This is a genomic window from Wohlfahrtiimonas sp. G9077 (assembly GCF_002252155.1).
Taxonomy (GTDB): domain Bacteria; phylum Pseudomonadota; class Gammaproteobacteria; order Cardiobacteriales; family Wohlfahrtiimonadaceae; genus Wohlfahrtiimonas.
The window spans coordinates 153,508-175,838 of record NZ_NEFD01000003.1 but is presented as its reverse complement, the minus strand read 5'-3'; the positions used below and the strand labels follow the sequence as shown (position 1 = coordinate 175,838).

At 43.7% G+C, this 22,331-nt stretch carries 18 protein-coding genes; 8 read left to right on the top strand and 10 right to left on the bottom strand.

Going from position 1 to position 22,331, the window contains the following annotated elements:
• Position 1 precedes the first annotated feature (1 nt).
• From B9T20_RS05645 to B9T20_RS05615, 7 genes are all read right to left on the bottom strand, one after another.
• Positions 2–484: a DUF2726 domain-containing protein gene (locus B9T20_RS05645; RefSeq protein ID WP_094490190.1), complete on the bottom strand. Its 483-nt coding sequence runs from the start codon at positions 482–484 to the stop codon at positions 2–4.
• Between the two features lie 11 nt (positions 485–495).
• Positions 496–2,391: a lytic transglycosylase domain-containing protein gene (locus B9T20_RS05640; RefSeq protein ID WP_094490189.1), complete on the bottom strand. Its 1,896-nt coding sequence runs from the start codon at positions 2,389–2,391 to the stop codon at positions 496–498.
• Between the two features lie 20 nt (positions 2,392–2,411).
• The gene (gene upp, locus B9T20_RS05635) at positions 2,412–3,047 is read right to left on the bottom strand and encodes a uracil phosphoribosyltransferase (protein ID WP_094490188.1); all 636 of its coding nucleotides are present in this window, start codon (positions 3,045–3,047) and stop codon (positions 2,412–2,414) included.
• A 66-nt stretch (positions 3,048–3,113) separates the two neighbouring features.
• The gene (gene grxD / locus B9T20_RS05630) at positions 3,114–3,446 is read right to left on the bottom strand and encodes a Grx4 family monothiol glutaredoxin (protein ID WP_018121782.1); all 333 of its coding nucleotides are present in this window, start codon (positions 3,444–3,446) and stop codon (positions 3,114–3,116) included.
• Between the two features lie 79 nt (positions 3,447–3,525).
• Complete coding sequence (locus B9T20_RS05625; RefSeq protein ID WP_094490187.1) at positions 3,526–4,797, bottom strand: glutamate-5-semialdehyde dehydrogenase; 1,272 nt, start codon at positions 4,795–4,797, stop codon at positions 3,526–3,528.
• A gap of 59 nt (positions 4,798–4,856) precedes the next feature.
• A complete protein-coding gene (locus B9T20_RS05620) occupies positions 4,857–5,246 on the bottom strand; it encodes a hypothetical protein (RefSeq protein WP_094490186.1) in 390 nt (129 codons plus the stop codon).
• A gap of 60 nt (positions 5,247–5,306) precedes the next feature.
• On the bottom strand, positions 5,307–5,717 hold the full coding sequence (locus B9T20_RS05615; RefSeq protein ID WP_094490185.1) for a YtxH domain-containing protein: 411 nt from the start codon (positions 5,715–5,717) through the stop codon (positions 5,307–5,309).
• A 189-nt stretch (positions 5,718–5,906) separates the two neighbouring features.
• On the opposite strand from B9T20_RS05615, the gene greB reads away from it, so the two are divergent.
• The 3 genes from greB (at position 5,907) to B9T20_RS05600 (ending at position 8,589) form a co-directional block, all read left to right on the top strand.
• Positions 5,907–6,392, top strand: coding sequence for a transcription elongation factor GreB (gene greB / locus B9T20_RS05610; RefSeq protein WP_094490184.1), 486 nt, complete (start codon positions 5,907–5,909; stop codon positions 6,390–6,392).
• Positions 6,389–7,279: a LysR family transcriptional regulator gene (locus B9T20_RS05605; protein WP_094490183.1), complete on the top strand. Its 891-nt coding sequence runs from the start codon at positions 6,389–6,391 to the stop codon at positions 7,277–7,279. Before greB ends, B9T20_RS05605 begins: the two co-directional genes overlap by 4 nt.
• A gap of 71 nt (positions 7,280–7,350) precedes the next feature.
• Positions 7,351–8,589 carry a D-amino acid dehydrogenase gene (locus B9T20_RS05600; protein ID WP_094490182.1) on the top strand — a complete coding sequence of 413 codons (1,239 nt, stop codon included), beginning with the start codon at positions 7,351–7,353 and terminating at the stop codon, positions 8,587–8,589.
• Here B9T20_RS05600 and B9T20_RS05595 read toward each other — a convergent pair.
• Positions 8,578–9,072 carry a MarR family winged helix-turn-helix transcriptional regulator gene (locus B9T20_RS05595; RefSeq protein WP_094490181.1) on the bottom strand — a complete coding sequence of 165 codons (495 nt, stop codon included), beginning with the start codon at positions 9,070–9,072 and terminating at the stop codon, positions 8,578–8,580. The genes B9T20_RS05600 and B9T20_RS05595 overlap by 12 nt on opposite strands.
• Positions 9,073–9,176: 104 nt before the next feature.
• On the opposite strand from B9T20_RS05595, the gene guaD reads away from it, so the two are divergent.
• From guaD to B9T20_RS05580, 3 genes are all read left to right on the top strand, one after another.
• Positions 9,177–10,481 carry a guanine deaminase gene (guaD, locus tag B9T20_RS05590; protein ID WP_094490180.1) on the top strand — a complete coding sequence of 435 codons (1,305 nt, stop codon included), beginning with the start codon at positions 9,177–9,179 and terminating at the stop codon, positions 10,479–10,481.
• A gap of 184 nt (positions 10,482–10,665) precedes the next feature.
• Positions 10,666–12,042 carry a glutamate decarboxylase gene (locus tag B9T20_RS05585; protein ID WP_094490179.1) on the top strand — a complete coding sequence of 459 codons (1,377 nt, stop codon included), beginning with the start codon at positions 10,666–10,668 and terminating at the stop codon, positions 12,040–12,042.
• A gap of 72 nt (positions 12,043–12,114) precedes the next feature.
• Positions 12,115–13,554: an amino acid permease gene (locus B9T20_RS05580; protein WP_094490178.1), complete on the top strand. Its 1,440-nt coding sequence runs from the start codon at positions 12,115–12,117 to the stop codon at positions 13,552–13,554.
• A gap of 56 nt (positions 13,555–13,610) precedes the next feature.
• Here the strand turns inward: B9T20_RS05580 and B9T20_RS05575 are convergent, their stop codons facing one another.
• Both B9T20_RS05575 and B9T20_RS05570 read right to left on the bottom strand, forming a co-directional pair.
• The gene (locus tag B9T20_RS05575) at positions 13,611–19,598 is read right to left on the bottom strand and encodes a tandem-95 repeat protein (RefSeq protein ID WP_094490177.1); all 5,988 of its coding nucleotides are present in this window, start codon (positions 19,596–19,598) and stop codon (positions 13,611–13,613) included.
• A 115-nt stretch (positions 19,599–19,713) separates the two neighbouring features.
• Positions 19,714–20,079, bottom strand: coding sequence for a hypothetical protein (locus B9T20_RS05570; protein WP_233491614.1), 366 nt, complete (start codon positions 20,077–20,079; stop codon positions 19,714–19,716).
• A gap of 323 nt (positions 20,080–20,402) precedes the next feature.
• On the opposite strand from B9T20_RS05570, the gene B9T20_RS05565 reads away from it, so the two are divergent.
• Both B9T20_RS05565 and B9T20_RS05560 read left to right on the top strand, forming a co-directional pair.
• A complete protein-coding gene (locus B9T20_RS05565; RefSeq protein ID WP_094490175.1) occupies positions 20,403–20,744 on the top strand; it encodes a RidA family protein in 342 nt (113 codons plus the stop codon).
• 113 nt (positions 20,745–20,857) lie between these two features.
• Positions 20,858–22,327 carry a SulP family inorganic anion transporter gene (locus B9T20_RS05560; RefSeq protein WP_199415232.1) on the top strand — a complete coding sequence of 490 codons (1,470 nt, stop codon included), beginning with the start codon at positions 20,858–20,860 and terminating at the stop codon, positions 22,325–22,327.
• Positions 22,328–22,331: the final 4 nt, after the last annotated feature.

Here is a 22,331-nt window from a genome sequence, read left to right as displayed (position 1 = left end):
ATTAGAGGTAATGCACCAAAAATGTATGCAGCTTTTGTGCATCATACGTTTGCGTGCTGTGAAGCGCGATCAGATCGACATTGAGATCTTTTAATATTTTTTGTAAGCCCGCCGGCGGATCAAAAGTGATGGCCGCCACGGCAGAAAAACTGTGTTGATCCACCAACATAAAGTCGCAGGTGATCTGTTTTAATTCTGCACTCAATTGCTGCTGAATTTCTGGCGCTAGGCGCGGATCAATGCTGATGAATGTCGCCAATTGCGGCTTTGGAAACACCTGCAAACGCGAGCCGCTGACCAATTGCTGCAACAATAACAACACTTGCTGCTCTTGCATGTTCAAGGCGCTGGTTTTTGTGCGAAAGGCATTGGGAATATTTGGATTGTGTTGTGGCAATGGCTCAGGTTTTGGTGTGTGACTTCTTCGCATCAAAAATACAAAGCCAATGATCACAATGAGGGTAAAAATAATTTTATAAAACATACGGCGTCCAATTATTGAGGATAAAAGCGATTGAGATAATCACTGATGCGCACTTTTTGATTGCCTGCTTGGTAATGATAAATCACCACATTTTCTAAAATACTCTTCACATAACCACGAGTTTCACGGTACGGGATCGACTCTATCCACAATGCCACATCCGCCATTGGTGGATCAATCCATTTGACCACTTTATGCGGACCTGCATTGTAGCTTGCTAAAATATAGGGCCAATGTTGGCCAACAACGCCACTGACATCATTTAAATAAGCGGTGCCATAACGGATGTTGTAGACAGGATCATACAAACTGCCACGTTTTTCACCGAGTTTTGCAGCCATTTTTTCCGCCGTTGGAATGAGGAGCTGCATCAAACCATACGCATTGGCATGAGATTTAGCATCCGGTTGAAAGAGACTCTCTTGACGAATGAGCCCCCACAACAATTCAGGTGGATAACCATAGCGCTTTGCCGATTGCTTCACATCTTTGCCGTAACCCATCGGATAACGAATGTGCAGTGCGCCCGGCTGCTTTGCAGCGACAGCTGCGCGAATGCCTAAATCATAAAAGCCTTTTTCATAGGCGACAAAGCTTGCGGAATTTTTCTGTGGTTGGGATGCCGTGCGTAAACCTTGGAACCAAGCTTGATGGGCAAAATTGCGCTCATCCACCGCCATTAAATCCAAACCCAATTTAAAATTGGCATCGGTTAACGGCGCAACAGGATCTGCTTTGCGGCGCACCAATGATGCGAGCACAGAGTAAGGCTGCTTTAATTCATCGGCGGCTAAAAAACCATAAAAGCTGGTTTGGGTAGCAATTGTTTTATAAAGCTCATTGGCCTTCGCTTGCTGCCCTAAACATTGATGCATGCGCCCTTGCCAATAAGTCCATGTGGCATCTTCTTTGGCTTTTGGCGATAAACGCTCTAAATAATCGAGGGCATTTTTACATTGCCCGGCTTGTGCGCTCAATTTAAAACCGCTGATTTTCACATCATCAGTTTGCTCATTTTTAGCAATCGCTTCAATGCGTCCTAAAGGATCGATCGCATCTTTGCGCCCTGCTTGGAACACCGTTAATAAATTGCGTAATTTTGTGTATTCACTGGCTGTGACCAACTGATTTTTGCGCACAAACTCAAGCCCTTTTAAGGCATTTGTGGAGTCACTTTTGCCCCATTGCTGCACTGCCAATGTATAAAAGCGCGTGGAATCTTTATAGTATTGCTTTTGCGTCATCAACTGCCCGGCAGGATTGTCAATCACATTGATCATGGATTGATAATACGCACGTTTATCACTTGGCACATAAGGCAATAAGGTTTTTGCGCGCCCAATGTTTAAATTGGCAATCAGCTCATTGATTTTTTGATCCACCACAGTTTTGGGTGCATATTGATCAAGCCACACTTTTTCGACCGGCAAACAGCTTGATAATGGCGTTGCCACTTTGACCCAATAACTTTGAAAGCGCGCGGCATCAAAGTCTTTGGGGTGCGTTTTTAAAATGGCATCATCATAAATACAGCGTAAAAACTGGCTTTGTGTCTGTTTTAGGGATTGCTCAATGAAGGCATAATTTTTTTGCTCAAGCTCATAACGATAAAAGTCTTGGCTCAATGATGCATTGAATAAGGCGTTCGGTGTGCGCTCAATGAAGGCAAGCACCGTTTCTTTCGGGAGTGATTTTAAGTTTTGTTGCACATAATAATATTCAAGGTAAGGGGCAACCGTCGTGCCCTTTAGGGCGTTGAGCGATTGTTGATACCCTTGAACATTGCGATTTTGAATGAAGGATTTGCCCTGTGCAAAGGCCGCAATCTCTTGCGACGACAAAGCAAAAGCATGGCTCGCTGCTGCACATAAAGAAAATACTGTAACGACTATTGCTTTGACCTTCATTCGAATCCTTTATTTTTAATTTATTCTGGCATTACTGTACCAAAAATTTTGTCGCCTGCATCCCCTAAACCTGGAAGAATGTACGCATCTTCATTTAAACCATCGTCAATCGATGCTGTGTAAATTTCGATGTCAGGGTGTTTTGCCTTCACAGCTTCTAAGCCTTCTGGGGCACACACTAAGAAAATGCCTTTGATTTTAGTACAACCTTTTTCTTTTAAAAGATCAAGCGTTGCGATCAATGTGCCACCTGTGGCAAGCATTGGGTCTAAAATCACGGCGGTGCGCTCTTCCATAAATGAGGTTAATTTTGCATAGTAAGGACGTGCTTCTAATGTCTCTTCATCACGCTCAAAGCCCACCACAGATACGCGTGCGCCTGGCACTAAATCCAATGCGCCATCGAGCATGCCGATGCCCGCACGTAAAATTGGCACCAATGTCACTTTGCGACCTTTTAAACGCTCAACTTCAACCTTACCTGCCCAACCATCGATGGTCACCATTTCGGTTTCTAAATCTTTTGTGGCTTCGTAAAGTAATGACATTGCGATTTCAGAAGACAAACGACGAAACTCGGCTGTACTGATCTCCTTTTTACGCAACAAACCCAATTTATGGGCCACCAATGGGTGTTTAACTTCAACGACTTTCATATGTATCTCCAAATTTTGACCAATCTACAGTAAAAAGTCCCAGAGTTTGGGACTTTTCATTAATGATTATTGTGCCGCAGCATCGATGGCTTTTTTCATTAATTCTTTTAATTCCCCACTTTCATACAACTCTAAAGTGATGTCACATCCGCCGATCAATTCGCCGCCGATGTAAATTTGTGGGAAAGTTGGCCAATCTTCATAAAATGGCAAGTAGTTGTAAATATTTTCATCATCAAAAATATTTACCGCAGCAAAGGGTAAGCCTGTGCTTGCCAATGCTTGCGCTGCGCGACTAGAGAAACCGCACATTGGGAACTGTGGTGTGCCTTTCATGTAGATCACAACAGGGTTTTCCGTCACTTGTTGACGGATCAATTCTAAAGTTTGCTCTTTCATTGATTCACTCCTTCATGAATAAAAAAATCAGGCCATTCTACCATTTTATGCCCATCGATTCACTTTAAATCGCACAGAACTATGATCGGATTTCGCCATGCCCTAACACAACATATTTTTGTGAGGTCAATCCTTCTAAACCCACCGGTCCACGCGCATGGATTTTATCGGTAGAAATGCCGATTTCAGCGCCCAATCCAAACTCAAAACCATCACAAAAACGCGATGACGCATTGACCATCACACAAGCGGAATCCACCAAGCGTAAGAATGTTGTGGTGTGCGTGTAATGCTCACTGATGATCACATCGGTGTGATGAGATCCATAATGGTTGATGTGCGTGATCGCCGCATCTAAATCTTTCACCACTTTAATGGCAACAATCGGGGCTAAATATTCTGTGCGCCAATCGCTTTCTGTGGCATGCCTCACCTCAAAGTCAGCCGATAAAACCTCATAAGCGTGATCACACACGCGCATTTCCACCATTTTTGTGGTGAAAATCGATGCGATTTTTGGTAAAAATTCAGCGGCCACTTTTTCATGCACAAGCAGCGTTTCCAAGGCATTACACGGCGCATAACGCTGTGTTTTTGCATTATCCACCACTTTAACGGCCAACTCGATGTTGGCAAACTCATCGACAAATGTGTGGCAAATGCCATCTAAATGCTTAATGACCGGCACCGTCGCTTGATCATTAATGCGCGCCACCAATGAATTCCCGCCACGTGGAATGATCACATCAATGTAAGCTTTCGCAGTGACCATCAAATCCACCACATTGCGATCTTTCGTCGCAACGATCTGCACTGAATGCTCTGACAATGCTGTATCCGCCAATGCTTGGCTCAATAATGTGGCCAAATATTGATTGGTGTAAAACGCATCACTGCCACCACGCAAAATCGCCGCATTGCCCGATTTTAAACACAATGCTGCCGCATCGATCGTCACATTAGGGCGTGACTCATAAATAATGCCAATCACACCAAGGGGTACGCGCATTTTACCCACCATAATGCCAGAAGGACGCGGTTTCACATCGGTGACTTCACCCACAGGATCTGGCAATGCGATCATGTCCAACACGCCGCTGGCCATGCTGCGAATGCGAGCATCATCCAGCAATAGGCGATCAATAAAGGCTTCTGTTAAGCCATTGGCTCGCGCAGCATCGCAATCTTTTTGATTCTCCACCATGATTTGGTCAATGTGCGCCATGATTTCATCATGAATCAATTGTAAGGCGCGGTTCTTCTCTGCGGTGGAAGCACGCAATAAATCGCGGCTTGCCGCCCTTGCTTGCTGCCCCACTTGATCCCAATAGTTTTGTAATGTCTCTGCCATCATCCTTTCCTTTTAATGCGCTAAATTCCATCAATGTTCAGAATATTAGCGTCTTTAGATTAATCGTACAATGGCAATTCTTCCCAACGCGTTAAGATGGCTTCATCCGGCTCGATCACCTGTTCGCTTAAGGTTTGTGCATACCATTCTAAGGCATCTAAAATGTCCTGCCCGCCAGAACACAATTCTAAAATCATCACCTGCGGCGAACGAGACACAATGGCCAAGCCGCAACCGCCCATATAATAAGTGTTGTCGCCATCTTGCGTTGCACCAATATGGGATAACCAAGCCTCAATCCGCGTTGGCATATCAAGGGCTGTCGGATGAATCAACGTAATGCGCAGCGTCCCAACTTTGTCGAGTTGTCGATTGTATTTTGACCACAACCATTCATGGCGCACCTGATAATCGCGATTATAAAAGACTGTTGTTTTTTGCTGGCTCATGCTTTGACTCCATAAAAAAAGCCCACATCAGCGGGCTTTTGTGATCCATTCATGAGTGAATTATAGATCTTTTTGAATCTTTGAGTTGATGTCTTTTGATAAATCTTTGGTGGCATCTTTTGTATCATCCCACGCATCTTTTGCTTTATCTTTCAATTCATCAGCTTTTTCAGCGGCTTTTTCTTTAATTTCTTCCGCTTTATCTGCAGCTTTCTCTTTTAAATCTTCGGCTTTGTCACCTGTTGAATTTTTGATTTCATCGGCTTTTTGATCCGCAGATTGTTTTAATTCTTCCGCTTTATCTGCGGCTTTATCAGTCAATTCACCGGTTTTATCTGCCACTTTGTCGGCAGTTTCTTTGATGGCATTTTCAACTTTAGCACCGGTTGATTCAGCTAATGCCATAGAACCACCAACGGCAGTGACCGTACCTAATACTGCTGTTAAAAGAATTTTATTAATATTATTCATAACTTTTACCCTCATTTAAATTAAATCGGTTCATGTAATATATAAATATTTTAATTAAGATTCAAACCTTAATTAATCGCAGCTTCACTTTTAAAGTAGCATGCTTTTTCAAAAAGCTTCAACTTTTATCGCTCTATTTTCTCAAAACGATCCCGTATAATGGATAAAATTTTCTCCTAAGGAAGCATGATGAAAACCAATTTAGTCACCCGCGGTGGCTTTGAGATTTTACAAAAAGAGTTGCGTTTTTTGTGGTCACAAGAGCGCCCGGAGATCACCCAAAAAGTGGCATGGGCCGCGAGCCTTGGCGATCGCTCAGAAAATGCTGATTACCAATATAACAAACGTAAATTGCGCGAAATTGATCGACGCATTCATTATCTCACCAAGCGCTTAGAAGAACTTCGCCCTGTGGATTATTCTCCCGAGCAAGAGGGCAAAATCTATTTTGGTGCTTGGGTCACTTTAAGTGATGAAAACGATGAAAATGAAATCCTCACTTTTCGCATTGTGGGCCCTGATGAAATTTATCATCAGAAAAATTACATCTCTGTCGATGCACCTATGGCGCGCGCCTGCCTTGGCAAAGAAGAAGGCGATGAAGTCAAAGTCAAAACCGAGCTCAGTCATAAAACTTGGATCATTGAATCGATTGATTATGGCACTGCACCATGACCCTTCGCCATCTTGAAATCTTTTATGCCATCATGTTGTGCGGCTCTTTAACCAAAGCGGCACAAATGCTCTGCATTTCGCAGCCGGCGGCCAGTAAAGCCCTAAAGCATGCGGAAGAACGCTTAGGCTTTCGCCTCTTTGAACGCAAACAGAGCAAACTCATTCCCACGCAAGAGGCGCACATTCTCTTTGATCAAGCCCAATCCATTTATGGCGAACTCAATCAACTCAAAGAGTTGGCGCATAATCTTGCCAATCACCCACAAGGTCGCTTATCCATCGGCTGCATTCCAAGCTTAGGTTTGAGCGTCGTACCGCGCGTTACAGCGCAGTTTGCGGTCAATCATCCGGCCATTGACATTGCCATCCGCACAGATCACACCGAAACGTTGATTGATCGCTTGATGAAATGCGACATCGATTTTGCCATAACTTTTCATCATGTGCCGACGCATAATCTCACGGCCATTCCATTGGTGAAAGTGCCCCTCGTCTATTTAGATGCCAAGACGCAAAGCGCACCCATTCACATGGCGGACATAGAAGTGGAACGTTGGATTCATCCAGGCACCGACTCTTTAGCGCAACTCATTGCCCGCCATCGACAATTTCAAAACTCCCACATCAATGTGGAAACCTATTATATGGCCGCAGAGTTCGTTAAATTGGGCATGGGCTGCACCATCAGCGACATCTTTTCAGCAGAGCAAACCTTACCCATTGACATGCTTTACCCCATCAATCCCGCAATGCATTTAGACCTTTGCTTACTGCATCGATCCAACCTTGCCCTATCAAGCGCCGCCCGCCATTATGCCGAAACACTCAAGACATATTTAACGGCACAAATCCATACCCTTAACCAAAAGTTATACCTTAAGCAATAATAATCAATTGTTGCTGCGCCCTGAATCGGCTTTAATAGAATCCGAGGGGATTATAAGATTTTGGGGAAGATATGGAAAAGAGCATCACCATCATCGGCGGCGGCGTCATTGGCTTGTCATTGGCTTATGCGCTCATCAAAGATGGACAAAAAGTCATACTGTTAGATCAAGCCGACGGCATCGGCACTGGCGCAAGCTATGCCAATGGCGCACAGTTAAGTTATCGCTATGTCTCGCCATTAGCTGATCAAGGCGTCATCTTGCAAGGTTTAAAATGGCTCGGACAAAACGATTCGCCCCTGAATCTACGCATTCAGCCCTCATTGACGCAATGGCAATGGCTGTGGCAATTTGCCCGCGCCTGTTCACGCAAAACCAACCAAGTCAACGGAGCTCATATCTTAAGGTTATCACTGCTCAGCCAAGCTGTGCTCACCGATTGGCGTGAGCAGGATGCGCTCGATGACTTTTGTTGGCAGCGCTCTGGCAAAATGATCATTCATCGCACGCAAAAAGATTTTGATAAAGCGGCAGCAGGCATTGATCCGAATTTTCAATCCATCCTCACACCTGATGAGATTGTCCAAAAAGAGCCTTCCCTTGCTCACATTCGTGATCAATTGTCTGGTGCCATTTATGCGCCCAATGATGAAACGGCCGATGCTTATCTCTATTGCCAAGCGCTTTTGAATAAACTCAATGCATCCCCGAAATTCACTTTGCACACACAAACCTGTGTGGAGGATATTTTCCAACAAAAAGGCATGGTGACGCACATTGTCACCAACCATGGCTCAATGTCTGTGGATGAAGTGGTTGTAGCAGCGGGCAATGGCGCCCGTAAACTCATGACGCCCCTTGGCATTGAATTGCCCATTTATCCGCTAAAAGGCTACAGCTTGACGTTGCCATTTCCCAAAGAAAGCGATTGCGTGCCCACCACAAGCGTCACCGATTATGGACACAAAACTGTGTATGCAAAACTTGGGGATCGCTTACGGATTGCCGCAATGGTGGACATTGGTTATGGCAACGGCGTGCGAGACAATCGCATCCGCGCCCTTAAAAACATCGTCAAACAGACATTCCCGAACCTTTATGGTGTGGAGAGTGCTGATGTTTGGGCGGGCTTGCGTCCTTCGACGCCTAAAGGCCCGCCCATTATCGGTCAAACCCATTACCATAATTTATGGCTCAATGTGGGCCATGGCAGCTTAGGTTTTACGCTTGCAGCAGGCAGCGCAGCGGTCTTATCTAAGCTCATTCAGCATCAATCTTCCCCGATTGATTTAACAGGCTTAACCCTCTAATTGCTTCAGCCAATCGTGCAGCAGCGTCGCCATTTGCCCTTGTGTGGCCGGCGTTAAATGCGCCACAAGGGCATTTTCCAAATCCAAATGGCTTTGGAGGGCGCGCGTGATTAAATCTTTGCCGGATGCCGTCAATGAGACAATCACGCCCCGTTTATCGTTGTCATCTGGCAAGCGCTCAATCCAGCCGCGCTTCTCTAAACGATTGATGCGGTTTGATAAGCCGCCGGATGAGATCAAAATCACCGTTTGCAATTGGCTCGGCGTCAATTGATGGCTAGGGTTTCTCAGTAAAGCCGCGAGCACATCAAATTCCCCCACTTGTAAATCATATTGGGCTAAATTTTCATCCACTTGCCGATTGATGAGAGAGGCAAGCCGCACCAAGCGCCCCACCACTTCTGTGCCTTGTGTCTTTAAATTTGCATCATACTGTTGCCAATCCTCAATGATTGCGCCAATCAAATCCGTTTTCTCTGCCATGTTTTGCTCCTTCGTTGATGGCCATAGCATAAAGTATCTTTATCTAAAGACAAAATTGCGTTAAAGTATCTTCACGTAAAGATACTTTTTAAATTAGGAAGATTATGACCGCAATACCCATTGCCATTCGTGGCGCAATGCTCACATTTCACAAAGATCCCTTTTTTCACCCATTAGATGAATGCTATACCTATGAATCTGATGCCATCATTGTCATGGATCAAGGCATCATCACTGCCGTTGGTGCCGCATCTGATTTATTGCCGACATTGGGAGATCTGCCGGTGACGCGTTATGAAAACAGCATCATCACCGCAGGCTTCATTGACAGCCATGTCCATTATCCACAAACAGAGATCATCGCCTCTTATGGTGAGCAGCTCATCGATTGGCTCAATGAATACACCTTCATTGCAGAGCAAAACTTTGCGGATAAAACCCATGCGAAAGAGGTGGCAGAGATCTTTTTAAAAGAGCAACACAGAAATGGCGTGACGGCATCAACGGTATTTTGTACCGTATTTCCTGAATCTGTGGATGCCATTTTTGAAGCGGCTGAACAGTACAACATGCGCATCATGGCCGGTAAAGTCTGCATGGATCGCAATGCACCCGCAGCGCTATTAGACACGCCGGAGAAAGCCTATGATGAGTCTAAAGCTCTGATTGAAAAATGGCATGGCAAGGGACGCGCTGAATATGTGATTACGCCGCGCTTTGTGCCCACATCTACTCATGAGCAATTAGAAATGGTGGGCAGTTTGGCCAAAGAATACCCAAACACTTTGATTCAATCCCATGTGTCAGAAAATTTAGGCGAAATTGAATGGGTCAAATCCCTCTTTCCCGATGCCATCGATTACACAGATGTGTATGATCGATACGGCTTATTAAGAGAGCGTGCCATTTATGGTCACGGCGTCCATTTAACAGAGCGCGAAATGCATGTGTTGAGCGAGCATGGCGCTGCCGTTGCCCATTGCCCAACTTCTAATTTCTTTTTAGGCTCGGGCTGCTTCAATGTTCAGAGCGCGAAAGCGGCGCATCGCCCCATAAAAGTCGGTTTAGGCACAGATTTAGGTGCCGGCACCAGCTTCTCCATTTTACAAACTATGAATGAAGCCTATAAAGCAGCACAAATGAACAGCGCGCCTTATTCTTCTTTGCATGCCTTTTATTTAGCAACGCGCGGCACCGCAGATGCTTTAAATTTAACGGATAAAATCGGCAGCATTGCCGTTGGCATGGAGGCAGATTTGGCTGTGATCAATCTACAATCCACGCCCATCATCGAGTATCGCATGCGTTATGCCGACAGTTTAGAAGAAGCCCTTTTCATTCAGATGACATTAGGGGATGATCGCGCGATTGCCGACACTTACATTGCCGGACAAAAAGTCACACCTTAATGATTTTTAGATAATATTAATTTTTATCATTTTTTGATTAAAACATAATTATGAATTATGAAATTAATATAAATCTTTGATATAGTAAATATAGTTCAATGATTCAGCGCATGAATCATTGAACGGCAGCATGAGCATTTCCGTTACAAAAGTCATACGACAAATCAATAAAGGAGTGTAATCAATGAGCGAAAAATTAGATATTTATGGTTTAGCTGCAGCGCGCGAAGGTTTATCTAACAACATCATTCGCGAACATGGGATTGATGGTGATTTAACCTATAATCTCATCAAAGATGAACTGTTACTTGATGGCAACTCACGCCAGAACCTCTCCACTTTCTGCCAAACATGGATGGAAGATAATATTCATAAAATCATGGAAGATTGTATTGATAAAAATATGATCGACAAAGATGAATACCCAATGACGGCAGAGATTGAAAAACGCTGCGTGGAAATGATCGCTGATCTGTGGCATTCACCTGAGCCTGCCAAAACGGCCGGTTGCTCCACCACAGGTTCCAGTGAAGCGGCGATGCTTGGCGGCCTTGCCCTTAAATTCAATTGGCGCAACAAACGTAAAGCGGAAGGCAAACCGTATGATAAGCCCAATATTGTAACTGGCCCTGTGCAAGTGTGCTGGCAAAAGTTCGCCCGTTACTTTGATGTGGAAATTCGCGAAGTGCCCATTGAAGCGACGCGCCTTGGCTTAGATGCTGAGATTTTGTCGCAATATGTGGATGAAAACACCATCGGTGTTGTGCCAACGCTTGGCGTCACATTCACATGTCATTATGAACCTGTCGCAGAGATCTGTGCCGCTTTAGATAAAATTCAAGCTGAAAAAGGCTGGGACATTCCTGTGCATGTTGATGGCGCCTCCGGCGGCTTTATAGCCCCATTTATGGAACCTGATTTAGTGTGGGATTTTCGTTTAGAACGCGTGAAGTCCGTCAACGCTTCTGGCCATAAATTTGGCTTAGCGCCTTTAGGCGTGGGCTGGGTTGTGTGGCGCGAATGGAAAGACATGCCAGAGGATATGATTTTCTGGGTCAATTACCTTGGCGGCAACATGCCAACGTTTGCCTTAAACTTCTCTCGCCCAGGTGGTCAAATTGTGGCGCAATACTATCTCTTTAACCGCTTAGGCAAAGAGGGTTATCGCACCATTATGCAAAATCTCTATGATTCTGCCCAATACATCGGCAAAGAGATTGTCAAACTTGGCGACTTTGAGATCTTCTTTGATGGCGATCCGAAAAAAGGCATCCCCGCCATTTCGTGGACACAAAAAGCTGATCAGAAAAATTATAGCCTCTATGATCTCTCTGATCGCTTACGTATGCGCGGTTGGCAAGTGGCGGCTTATTCAATGCTGCCAAACATGCAAGAGACCGTCATCATGCGCTTAGTGCTGCGTCATGGCTTTAGTATGAATATGGCGGATATGTTCATCAATGATGTCAAACGTTCGCTTGAGTACTTTGAAAAACACCCCGTTGCCGTGACACAAACGGCCGGTGAAGCGAACGCACACTTCGATCATAGCGGTCGCTAAACGCACAATCATAAATGGCCCAAGCGCGCTTGGGCCTCTCCTTCATCATATTAAAAATAGATAGGATTTATTATGAGCATGCAACCTAAAAAAATGTCCGTTTGGACCCTTGCCATCATGACCGTTGCTGCTGTCTGTAGCTTACGCGGTCTACCCATGATGGCCAAAGAAGGCACTGAGATGTTCTTCTTCTTAGGCTTTTCCATTTTACTTTTCCTACTGCCCGCATCCTTAGTGGCGGCAGAACTTGGCAGTGCATTCAGTCAGAAAAAAGGTGGTGTTTACACATGGGTGGGCGCTGCATTTGGTAACAAATGGGGCTTTACCGCCATTTGGCTGCAATGGATCCAAAATGTTGTGTGGTATCCTTCTGTCCTCGCCTTTGCAGCCGCGGCCCTTGCCTATTTAATTGGGCAGCCCGATTTGGCAAACAGCGGGATTTATACGGGCTCTGTCATCATTGTCTTTTATTGGATTGCAACTTTCATCTCCTTAAAAGGCTCAAATTTTGCCAGTAAAGTCACGTCTATTGGCACCATTGTGGGCACCATTTTACCGGGCGTATTGATCATTGTGTTGGGCATTTTCTGGTACCTTGGCGACAATCCCAATCATATGTTTGATGTCACCAAAACGGCAACCGGCTCCATGATGCATGCGCGCTTTATGCCGCATCTGACAGATTTATCTTCCTTGGCCTTTTTAGGCGGCATCATTTTGCTCTTTGCAGGTGTTGAGGTGCATGCCGTGCATGCCAGCGACCTAGAAAATCCGCGCACGCAGTTCCCACGCGCCATCTTCTTAGCCGCCATCATCATCTTATTGTTATTTGTATTGGGCTCAGCTTCCTTAGCCATCATGATTCCCAATGCAGAGATTGATCTTAACCAAGGTTTAATGCAGGCATTTTTAATCTCTCTTGACCATTTTAACCTCCATTGGTTGGTGGCACCGCTGGGCTTATTCATCGCCTTTGGGGCATTTGCGGGCGTGATGTCTTGGATCACAGGGCCCAGCCGCGGTTTATTAGAAACGGCACAAGAAGGTGAAATCCCACCATTTTTAGCCAAAACCAATAAAAATGGTGTGCAGCAAAATATTTTGCTCATCCAAGGGATCATCGTCACCATTCTCTCATCGCTCTATTTCTTTATGGACAATGTGAGTGTGGCCTTCTTCTTGCTCTCTGCCATGACCATCACTTTGTATTTAGTGATGTACATGCTCATGTATGCAACTGGCATCAAGCTTCGTTATACGCAGCCTGATCTACCGCGTGCCTATAAAGTACCCGGCGGAAAAATGGGCATGAATACCATTGCAGGCGTAGGCTTATTTGGCGTGTTATTTGCCTTTACGGTCTCCTTTGTACCGCCAAGCCAATTGCCAATTGGCAACCCAACCTTATATGTGGCATTGGTCAGCTCAGGCTTTGTGATCTTCTGTGGTTTACCACTCTTAATCCAAGCCTTTAAAAAACCCTCTTGGAAACAAAATAAGCAAACCTCATAAATTGAGTGCATATAAAAAAACCCAATCCTAGGATTGGGTTTTTCTTTGATCTTACCTTAACCGATCACGATTTGATGGTTGTCAAGCAAATCTGCCAACGAAATCTCTGTGGGTTGATTGGTCAATAATAACAACTCTTCTGGCTTATAATCATCACCCACACCATCACGATCAACACTAATGGTTGCCGTTTGGGTATCTTTATCATAAGTCACATTGATGAACTTCTCAACATTCACAAGATTATCCGCAGTTAAGCCTGTGCTGATTAAACCGCTGAAGAAGTCTTCGGAGAACTCAATTTTACTAGATTCTGAAGATTCCTCAGATTGATTAATGGCAAAGTTAATCACTTTCTCAAGTGAATGACCACCCGTGTTATTATCTTCTAACAACCCAATCTTAATCACATGTGCATCCGATGTATGATCTTCCTCTGACTCGTCTGTTACCATCATGCGTGCTGCCACAGGTGGATTCACCGTCACAGTAAACTCATTGGTCACAGATTTTGCATCGCCATTGCCTTGTTCGGTGGCGGTCACTGTCATGGCAACGGGTAATTTACCGGTTGCAATGCCTTGTGGTAAATCAAGGGATAGATCTTTAAAATCTGTCACATTCGCCCCACCGTTCACTGTAATCGAGCCATGTGAATCGGCTACTGCTTCGCTTGTCACTTCTCTACCATCTTTATCAACACTAGTATAGATCAGTTTTGTCCCTTCAACTAATCCTGTCAATTTTAATGAGAGTGTTTCAGAGCCATCGCGGTCAGCAAGAGAAGCCACAATGCCCGTCAATTCTACATCATCATTTTCAGAGCCTGTATAACCAAATGATACACCGTAGAAGCCTTTATCACCTTTACCCGTCATCTCTTTGGCTAAATGAACATCTTTACCCAATTCACCTTTAATGGCTTCAACGCTTGGGAAGTATTTAACATTTTTACCATCTGCTTCAGTGACTTTGAAGTTGTAGTTGCCTTTCTCACTTTCATTATAAATATACAAATTAAAAGTATAAAAACCAGATGTTTTCACATTAAAGGTTTCTGTTGTTGTACTCGGAAGACCTTCCCAACTCACATACTTGCTTGACTCATTATCGCCAATGATGATCAGTCCATTATCATCTGCAGATCCTGTATATTTATAATCTTTACCCGCTTCTAAGTAGACATAGCCATTCATATATACAGCACCAGATTCTGGAAGCCCCCATCCATGTTCAGATTCGCTCCAGCCCTCTGACTTCATCTCATTGGTTAATTCACCTTCAGGTCTTTGGTGCTCAAACAGTGCATTGATGCCATTGACGAGTTCCGTTGGATTAATTCCCGATCCCGTTGTCTGTACAGCGCGAAAATCATACCATTGATCACCGATCTGTTTATAACCTGCAATATTATTCCAGGTATATTTATTAAGGCTCAATTCACCCACATCAAAATTCATTTCTGTTTTTAAGACAGGGGCATCCGCCACAGGAGTCACAATAATCTTTTGCTCTGCTATGGTACTATTACCATAACTATCCGTTACTTTGACTGAGAACGTCACTTCGCCGGAGAAATTTTTTTCTGGTGTGAATATAAAATGCCCATCATCATATTCATCCATCACGACAGAACCCTTTGAAGGATCTAGCGTATCCTCAAGAACCTCATATTTTAAGCTGTAGCCATTGATACGATTATCTTCTGGATCAGTTGCTTTCACTTGAAAATATCTGCTAGTACCACTGTCTTCCTCAACGGTCTGTGTCTGAGTCGTCACAATTGGCGCCGCATTGACTATTGCCTCACTGTTCGCTTCACTTGATTGATTGCCAGCCTTATCCGTCACAGATGCTGTGATTGTATAAGTTTTTCCATCCGTCAAATCTTGTGTGGCTTCTTTTGGTAAATCAATAGACCACTTACCATCTTTACCCACAGTTGTGGTGTAACTTTTACCTTCCACCAAAATAGTTACTGTGTTGCCTTCTTCAGCACCTTTTGTAGCACCTTTCACAGTAAAGCCATCTTTTTTCTCAAGTTGCGTAATGACCTGATCACCCGCAACACTCTCAATCGTGATTTCAGGCGCGGTTACATCAATCGTGACTTTAAAAGGTGGTGATAACTCACTCAATGATCCAGACTCTTTATCATAAGTGGCTGCATAAAATTTCACTTCACCTTCAGCCAATTTACCTGTTGTGGTGACTTTTGATAAATCTCCCGGTTTCGTTGTCCAGCGATAAGTATCACCTGACTCTTTAACGAGATCATTTTTATCAATTTCAATCCAATTTTGACGATTATCATAGAGATAAACACGAACAGAATCGACCACTTTAAGATCTGCTTCAGTCAATACAATCGTACCGCTGATTAAACCAGAAGGATCATCACTGTAACCGGTATTACCAATAATCTCTGTACCACTGACGTTATTCACATTGTCATGGTATTGATCAACCTGTGGCGTTGGCAACTCAATCTTCAAAGGATTCTCTTTAGAATCATTGTTCACCCCGATATTGCCGGCGTTGTCTTTCACATAGACTTTAAATTCTTTAGTCGGATCAAGATCTTTCACATCTACACTGATCGACAGATACGGTTTATCAGCCACTGCTTTATCACCAACTTTACCTGTCACAACTTGAACATTACCATCTGTATCCGTGTACTTAACAATCACATCGTTGCCCGTTGCTGCTCGATGAGCATCAGCAGGATCACCACTGACAAGCGCTGTCACTTTACCATCCGCATAGTTCACATAGGTTGCTTCTGGCGCAACAGTATCCACCACAAAGGTGTATTTTTCAGACACATCACCGACTTTACCAGTTGTCGGATCAACTGCACGCACTTGAAGATAGATGTTGTCATTTCTGAGCTGATCTGCCCACCATGTTTTTTGTAAACCATTGGTGAGATCTTGCTCGCTCAATGACCATTTGCCATCTTTAACCGCCCCTTCAACTTCAAAGTACTGCGGATAACCTAATGAATCCATTTCCGCATCTGTGCCAGCTGCTTGTTTATTGACATACACACGAACCTTCTCAACACCTTGTGATGCCGTTCCTGTAATTTTACCGAGTGAATCGTTGGTATAGATTGTATATGCGCCCTGATCACTCTCTACCTGTGCTGGATCTTTCAACAATGATGATGTGGTGGCAGATACCACAACATTTTCACCATCATCTGCAACGCGATCATTGATGGAAACTTTCACTTCATAAGATTTACCTTCACTGTCTTTAACCGTAAAGATTTCTGTTAAAGGTCCTTTAGAATCGATCAGTGCTTTAGAAGTTGCTTCACCTGAATTTAAGGTATAAGTCCATTTACCAGAAGCATCTAGCGTAAACGTTCCATGATCACCTGTGATTTTTTCACCCACCATTTTTTTTGTGGTGTCACTTGCTAAGTTTGGATCAATTTCACTAGAAATTGTCACTGTTTCAGATACCTTACCTTCAGCTACAACTGTATTAAGCACATTTTCAATATTGTCATAATATCCGGTAACATTCGCACTTGGCGCATCAACGGTATAGTCAATCGTTTTCGGCTTAGTACTATTCCCAGCGCGATCACTCACCGTTACCGTAGCGCTACCATCTTTAAGAATCGCAGCAATGTCAGGCGTGATTTCAGCCGACCATTTACCCTCTTCGTCAACAATCGCCTCTACCGTAATCGGTTTACCATCCGCTGTCTGATCCAATGTTACCGTGACTTTTTGACCAGCTTCAACGCCGGTAGTCGTACCATCAATCGTAAAGCCTTGTTTCGATGAGTTGCTTAAATCGCCCTCACTTCCTTCGCTCCAAATCACTTTATGACCGCCTGCACTGGTGGTGATCTCAATCGTTGGCTCAACTATATCGAGCCCAGGAGTCTTATCTTCATCTGAATACCCAGGAAGCTCAGTATCGGCATGAATGGTATCACCTTGACGGTCAATTGTCTTGGCTTCTACCGTAACTTTAGAACCATCGACAATGCCATCTTTTGGCGTTAACTGATACGTGTATTTACCTTTTGACGAACCATCTTGACGATCTAACTCTACAGTGCGCTCAATTGTCACAGGCTGACCATTTTTATCAGTCCCTGTGATCGTTAACTTCACAGGACCTTTTTCAACATTATCTGTTGTCCCTGTAATTTCACCTTTTGGCGTAATCTCTGTGGTGATTTTACTATCATTTGAGACGTTGATCGTAATCGTCGCCGTCGATGATAATTGATCACTACTATTGTCCGTAGCCGTCACTTCTAATTGGTGCTGAGATGCTTTACCATGATCAAGCATTTTGCCATCAGCCAATGTGATGATTCCGGTGTCAGGATCGATGTCAAACAAGCCATCTTCATTACCACCCGTAATAGCATACGTGAGCTTATCGCCATCGACATCTTCATCTTTACCTGTTGATGCATCATTAACATCATGAACCTCAAGACCTTTAACACCTTGTTTCACTGTCACTTCAGCGTCATCTAGATCTGGCGCATCGTTCCCAGGATTCACAATCACAGGCACCTTAACTTTGACAGATTCACCCGCTTTATCTTTCACGATAACCGTAAAGTGATCATTCCCATTAAAGTGATCATTCGGAGTATAGGTATATTTACCCGTCTCTTTATCTAATTGAACGGTACCTTTTTGAGGCTCATCAGTAGGATCAACTTCATAAGTGAGTTTATCACCATTCATTGAAATATCCGGGTCATCGGCTTCGATCTTGCCAGTATAATGTTTGTCCTCATCTGTAGTAAAACCTTGCTCAGCTTCAGCAGTTGGCGCATCATTCACTGGCGTTACAGTAACAGGCACCTTAACTTTGACAGATTCACCCGCTTTATCTTTCACGATAACCGTAAAGTGATCATTCCCATTAAAGTGATCATTCGGAGTATAGGTATATTTACCCGTCTCTTTATCTAATTGAACGGTACCGTTTTGAGGCCCATCAGTAAGATCAACTTCATAAGTGAGTTTATCACCATTCGTTGAAATGTCCGGGTCATCGGCTTCGATCTTGCCAGTATAATGTTTGTCCTCATCTGTAGTAAAACCTTGCTCAGCTTCAGCGGTTGGCGCATCATTCACTGGCGTTACAGTAATAGGCACAGTCACCGTCACTTCGCCGCCCTTACCATCAGACACCACAACCGTGAATTTGTCATCACCATGGTAATCAGAATTTGGCGTATAAGTGTACTTCCCTGTTTTTTCATCAATAACAACCTGACCACTCTTCGGCTCTTCACCGACTTTATAGGTTAACTCGTCACCATCTTTATCTTTGGCAACAATCTGACTTTTATGTTCAGTATCTTCATCTGTGGTGAAACCTTGTTCTGCTTCAGCAGTCGGGGCATCGTTCACTGGCGTCACTGTGACAGGCACTGTCACCGCCACTTCACCGCCATTCCCATCTGATACCACAACCGTGAATTTGTCATCACCATGGTAATCAAGATTTGGAGTATACGTGTACTCGCCTGTTTTTTCATCAATGATGACCTTGCCATTCTTCGGCTCTTCACCGACTTTGTAGCTTAATTCATCGCCTTTATCTTTATCTTCAGCAATGATTTTGCCTTGATGCTCAGTATCTTCTTTCGTTTCAATGGGTTGGTTAGACAATCCTGCCACAGGCACGTGATTTTTAGACGTAGAAGCCGCCCCACCATTGTTATCACCACCCCCGCCACTTGCTAAAGCTAAACCGCCCGCAACGCCCGCGCCACCTAATAAAAGCGGCAACCATGGAATGCCATTGTCATCTTTAAACAACACATCTGATGTTTCATCTTCATGCGCCACAAAGAAATTCACAATGACAATGGTTTTCCCATTTTTTAATTTTAAAATTAAGTCGTTGCCGTCTTGTACAAACTCAGCAACATCTGAACGATATAACTGTGTATGAACCTTCGACGCTGTCTCTAAAACGATTCGTGAACCGCTAACAGTCGATTGATCCAATGATTTTTTATCCACAACAATAACAGATGACATTGATTTAAAACCCCTAGTTTGCCCGCACGCTCATTCATGGATGAGGTGTCAGTCATAGTCATAATAATTAGATTAAAGCGCTTAGCGCGTGTCCTTTAAGTGATGATTCGGTTGTTTATTTTTTATTCACAATCATCGGGTGGCCATGGCCATCAAGTGACAATAAGAAAATTCGATTTTGATGTGCTTGAATGTTCACATCTAATTCAGCCGTACCTGTGCAATTGCTTGCTTGTAATTTGTAATGATCAGGCTTTAGATAATAATTAGCGGTGTCATATGCTGCAAAACTGCCAACATTTGTATCATTGATTGAAAAAATGATCGGGCAACTCGGTTGCACTTTTTGATCACGCAAAACCTCAACAAGCTGAGCATCCTGATCGAGTGAATCCTGATAAGGATGATTTTTTTTCACAGAATGGTTGGCAGCACAACCGGCTAAACCTGCAACCATCAAGACAATCATTAAATTTTTCATGGGACGATATGAGTTCACTAACTTTTAGTTTTGTAGAAAAGTGTAAAATATAATCAAATTATGTATTCTAGTCAATGATATTGTTATCTTTATTGCACATTAATCATTACTGTTATATGAAACGCTGAGCATTTCCTTACCGTTGTATAGTGTAGGACACATCTTTCTTTTTTGTTGCTATCACAAAATTACTTTTATTAAAATTTTTATTCTTCCTAAATTTCAATTGGTTAATCTATGTCAAAAAATCATATTTTTTCTCACAATGTGCTGATGACATTTCATGCAAAATCTATGGCATACTGAGCTTTTTGGAGGAAACAATGATCAAACGTTTTAACATCGGCCCAAGAATGTGTGACGCTGCCATCTATAATCAAACGCTTTATTACACTTCAGTACCTTTAGTCGATGACAATTGCGCCTATGCTCAAATGACCAGCATCCTTAAAGACATTGATGATGTATTGGCAAAAAATGGCAGTGAGAAAAGTAAAATTTTGGATGTGACCATTTTCCTTGTGAATCCGGCTGATTTTGATGACATGAACCGTGCGTGGGATGAATGGGTCGATGCTCAAAACCCACCAGTTCGCTGTACAGTACAGGCAGGTTTAATGCGCCCTGAATGGAAAATGGAAGTCAAAGTGATTGCAGCGGTATAGCTGTTAAAATCTGCTGAATTCTCAAGACATAAACCTAAAAACTTTTATGAAATCAATGATATTTCCCGTATCATACCCCCCTTCATATTCGCAGTTTTTAGGTTTTTTTAATGATCACTTCTTCCATTTACCAACAATGGTTCTCCAATACACGTAAAGATTTACTCTCAGGATTGGTGGTGGCACTTGCCTTGATCCCTGAGGCCATCGCCTTTTCCATCATCGCGGGTGTTGATCCAAAAGTGGGCTTATACGCCTCGTTTTCCATGGCTGTTGTGATTGCATTTGCAGGTGGCCGCCCTGCGATGATCTCCGCTGCAACGGGTGCGATGGCACTGTTAATGATTACACTTGTTAAATCTCATGGCTTAGACTATCTATTAGCCGCAACACTGCTCACAGGTGTTTTACAAATCTTAGCTGGTTACTTAAAACTCGGCGCGTTGATGCGCTTTGTGCCCACTTCTGTTGTGATCGGCTTTGTCAATGCCTTAGCCATTCTCATTTTTATGGCACAATTGCCAGAATTGACGAATGTCACTTGGCATGTTTATGCTTTAGTGGCTGCAGGACTTACCATCATTTATCTATTCCCTTATGTGCCGATGCTTGGCCAGTGGCTGCCATCCCCATTGGTGTGCATTGTGGGTTTGACGCTCTTTACATACCTCATACCGCTTGATCTGCGCACTGTGGGTGATATGGGCGAATTGCCGGACACTTTACCCATCTTTTTTCTGCCAGACATTCCATGGAATCTTGAAACCCTCAGTATCATCTTCCCTTATGCGTTGGCCATGATGATTGTAGGGCTCTTAGAATCGATGATGACGGCCGCGATTGTCGATGAACTTACCGACACCACTAGTGATAAAAACCGAGAATGTAAAGGCCAAGGCTTGGCCAATATTGTCACAGGCTGCATGGGTGGCATGGCTGGCTGTGCAATGATCGGTCAATCAATGATCAATGTACGTTCAGGCGGACGTACGCGCCTATCAACACTGTGTGCAGGATTATTTTTAATCCTCATGGTGGTGTTTTTATCCGACTGGATCAAAAGCATACCCATGGCCGCTTTGGTAGCTGTGATGGTGATGGTATCAATCAGCACCTTTAGCTGGGACTCCATCCGTGACCTGCCTAAAACACCGCTGCTGAGTAATTTAGTGATGCTCACCACTGTTGGGGTTGTAATCTATACACATAATTTAGCGTTTGGCGTCATCTCGGGCGTGATTTTAGCGATGATCTTTTTTGCCTATCAAGTGGAAAAAAGCCTCACCATTACGCAGTCATTGTCAGAAGATGGACAAACATGCCGCTATGTGATCAGCGGGCAGATGTTTTTCAGCGCCGCCGAAAAAATGCAACAATCTTTTGATTTTAAAGCACAAATTGAGCAAGTCATTATTGCTGTGCACCATGCACATTTATGGGACATCAGTGCATTACAAGCGCTCGATAAAATCATCCATAAATTTTTACGTGAAAATGTGCATGTGCGCGTTGAAGGACTCAATCCCGAGTCAATTGCCTTGATGCAAAAATTCAGTGATCATGATCACGCCATTTTTGCCTAATCAT

Bases quoted from the DNA above. Each gene is read 5' to 3' on its own strand.
- grxD (WP_018121782.1), bottom strand. From the start codon at position 3,446: ATGAAAGAGCAAACTTTAGAATTGATCCGTCAACAAGTGACGGAAAAC.
- B9T20_RS05645 (WP_094490190.1), bottom strand. From the start codon at position 484: ATGTTTTATAAAATTATTTTTACCCTCATTGTGATCATTGGCTTTGTA.
- B9T20_RS05580 (WP_094490178.1), top strand. From the start codon at position 12,115: ATGAGCATGCAACCTAAAAAAATGTCCGTTTGGACCCTTGCCATCATG.
- B9T20_RS05575 (WP_094490177.1), bottom strand. From the start codon at position 19,598: ATGTCATCTGTTATTGTTGTGGATAAAAAATCATTGGATCAATCGACT.
- guaD (WP_094490180.1), top strand. From the start codon at position 9,177: ATGACCGCAATACCCATTGCCATTCGTGGCGCAATGCTCACATTTCAC.
- B9T20_RS05585 (WP_094490179.1), top strand. From the start codon at position 10,666: ATGAGCGAAAAATTAGATATTTATGGTTTAGCTGCAGCGCGCGAAGGT.
- B9T20_RS05565 (WP_094490175.1), top strand. From the start codon at position 20,403: ATGATCAAACGTTTTAACATCGGCCCAAGAATGTGTGACGCTGCCATC.
- B9T20_RS05615 (WP_094490185.1), bottom strand. From the start codon at position 5,717: ATGAATAATATTAATAAAATTCTTTTAACAGCAGTATTAGGTACGGTC.
- B9T20_RS05625 (WP_094490187.1), bottom strand. From the start codon at position 4,797: ATGGCAGAGACATTACAAAACTATTGGGATCAAGTGGGGCAGCAAGCA.
- B9T20_RS05640 (WP_094490189.1), bottom strand. From the start codon at position 2,391: ATGAAGGTCAAAGCAATAGTCGTTACAGTATTTTCTTTATGTGCAGCA.
- B9T20_RS05620 (WP_094490186.1), bottom strand. From the start codon at position 5,246: ATGAGCCAGCAAAAAACAACAGTCTTTTATAATCGCGATTATCAGGTG.
- B9T20_RS05605 (WP_094490183.1), top strand. From the start codon at position 6,389: ATGACCCTTCGCCATCTTGAAATCTTTTATGCCATCATGTTGTGCGGC.
- greB (WP_094490184.1), top strand. From the start codon at position 5,907: ATGAAAACCAATTTAGTCACCCGCGGTGGCTTTGAGATTTTACAAAAA.
- upp (WP_094490188.1), bottom strand. From the start codon at position 3,047: ATGAAAGTCGTTGAAGTTAAACACCCATTGGTGGCCCATAAATTGGGT.
- B9T20_RS05570 (WP_233491614.1), bottom strand. From the start codon at position 20,079: ATGAAAAATTTAATGATTGTCTTGATGGTTGCAGGTTTAGCCGGTTGT.
- B9T20_RS05595 (WP_094490181.1), bottom strand. From the start codon at position 9,072: ATGGCAGAGAAAACGGATTTGATTGGCGCAATCATTGAGGATTGGCAA.
- B9T20_RS05600 (WP_094490182.1), top strand. From the start codon at position 7,351: ATGGAAAAGAGCATCACCATCATCGGCGGCGGCGTCATTGGCTTGTCA.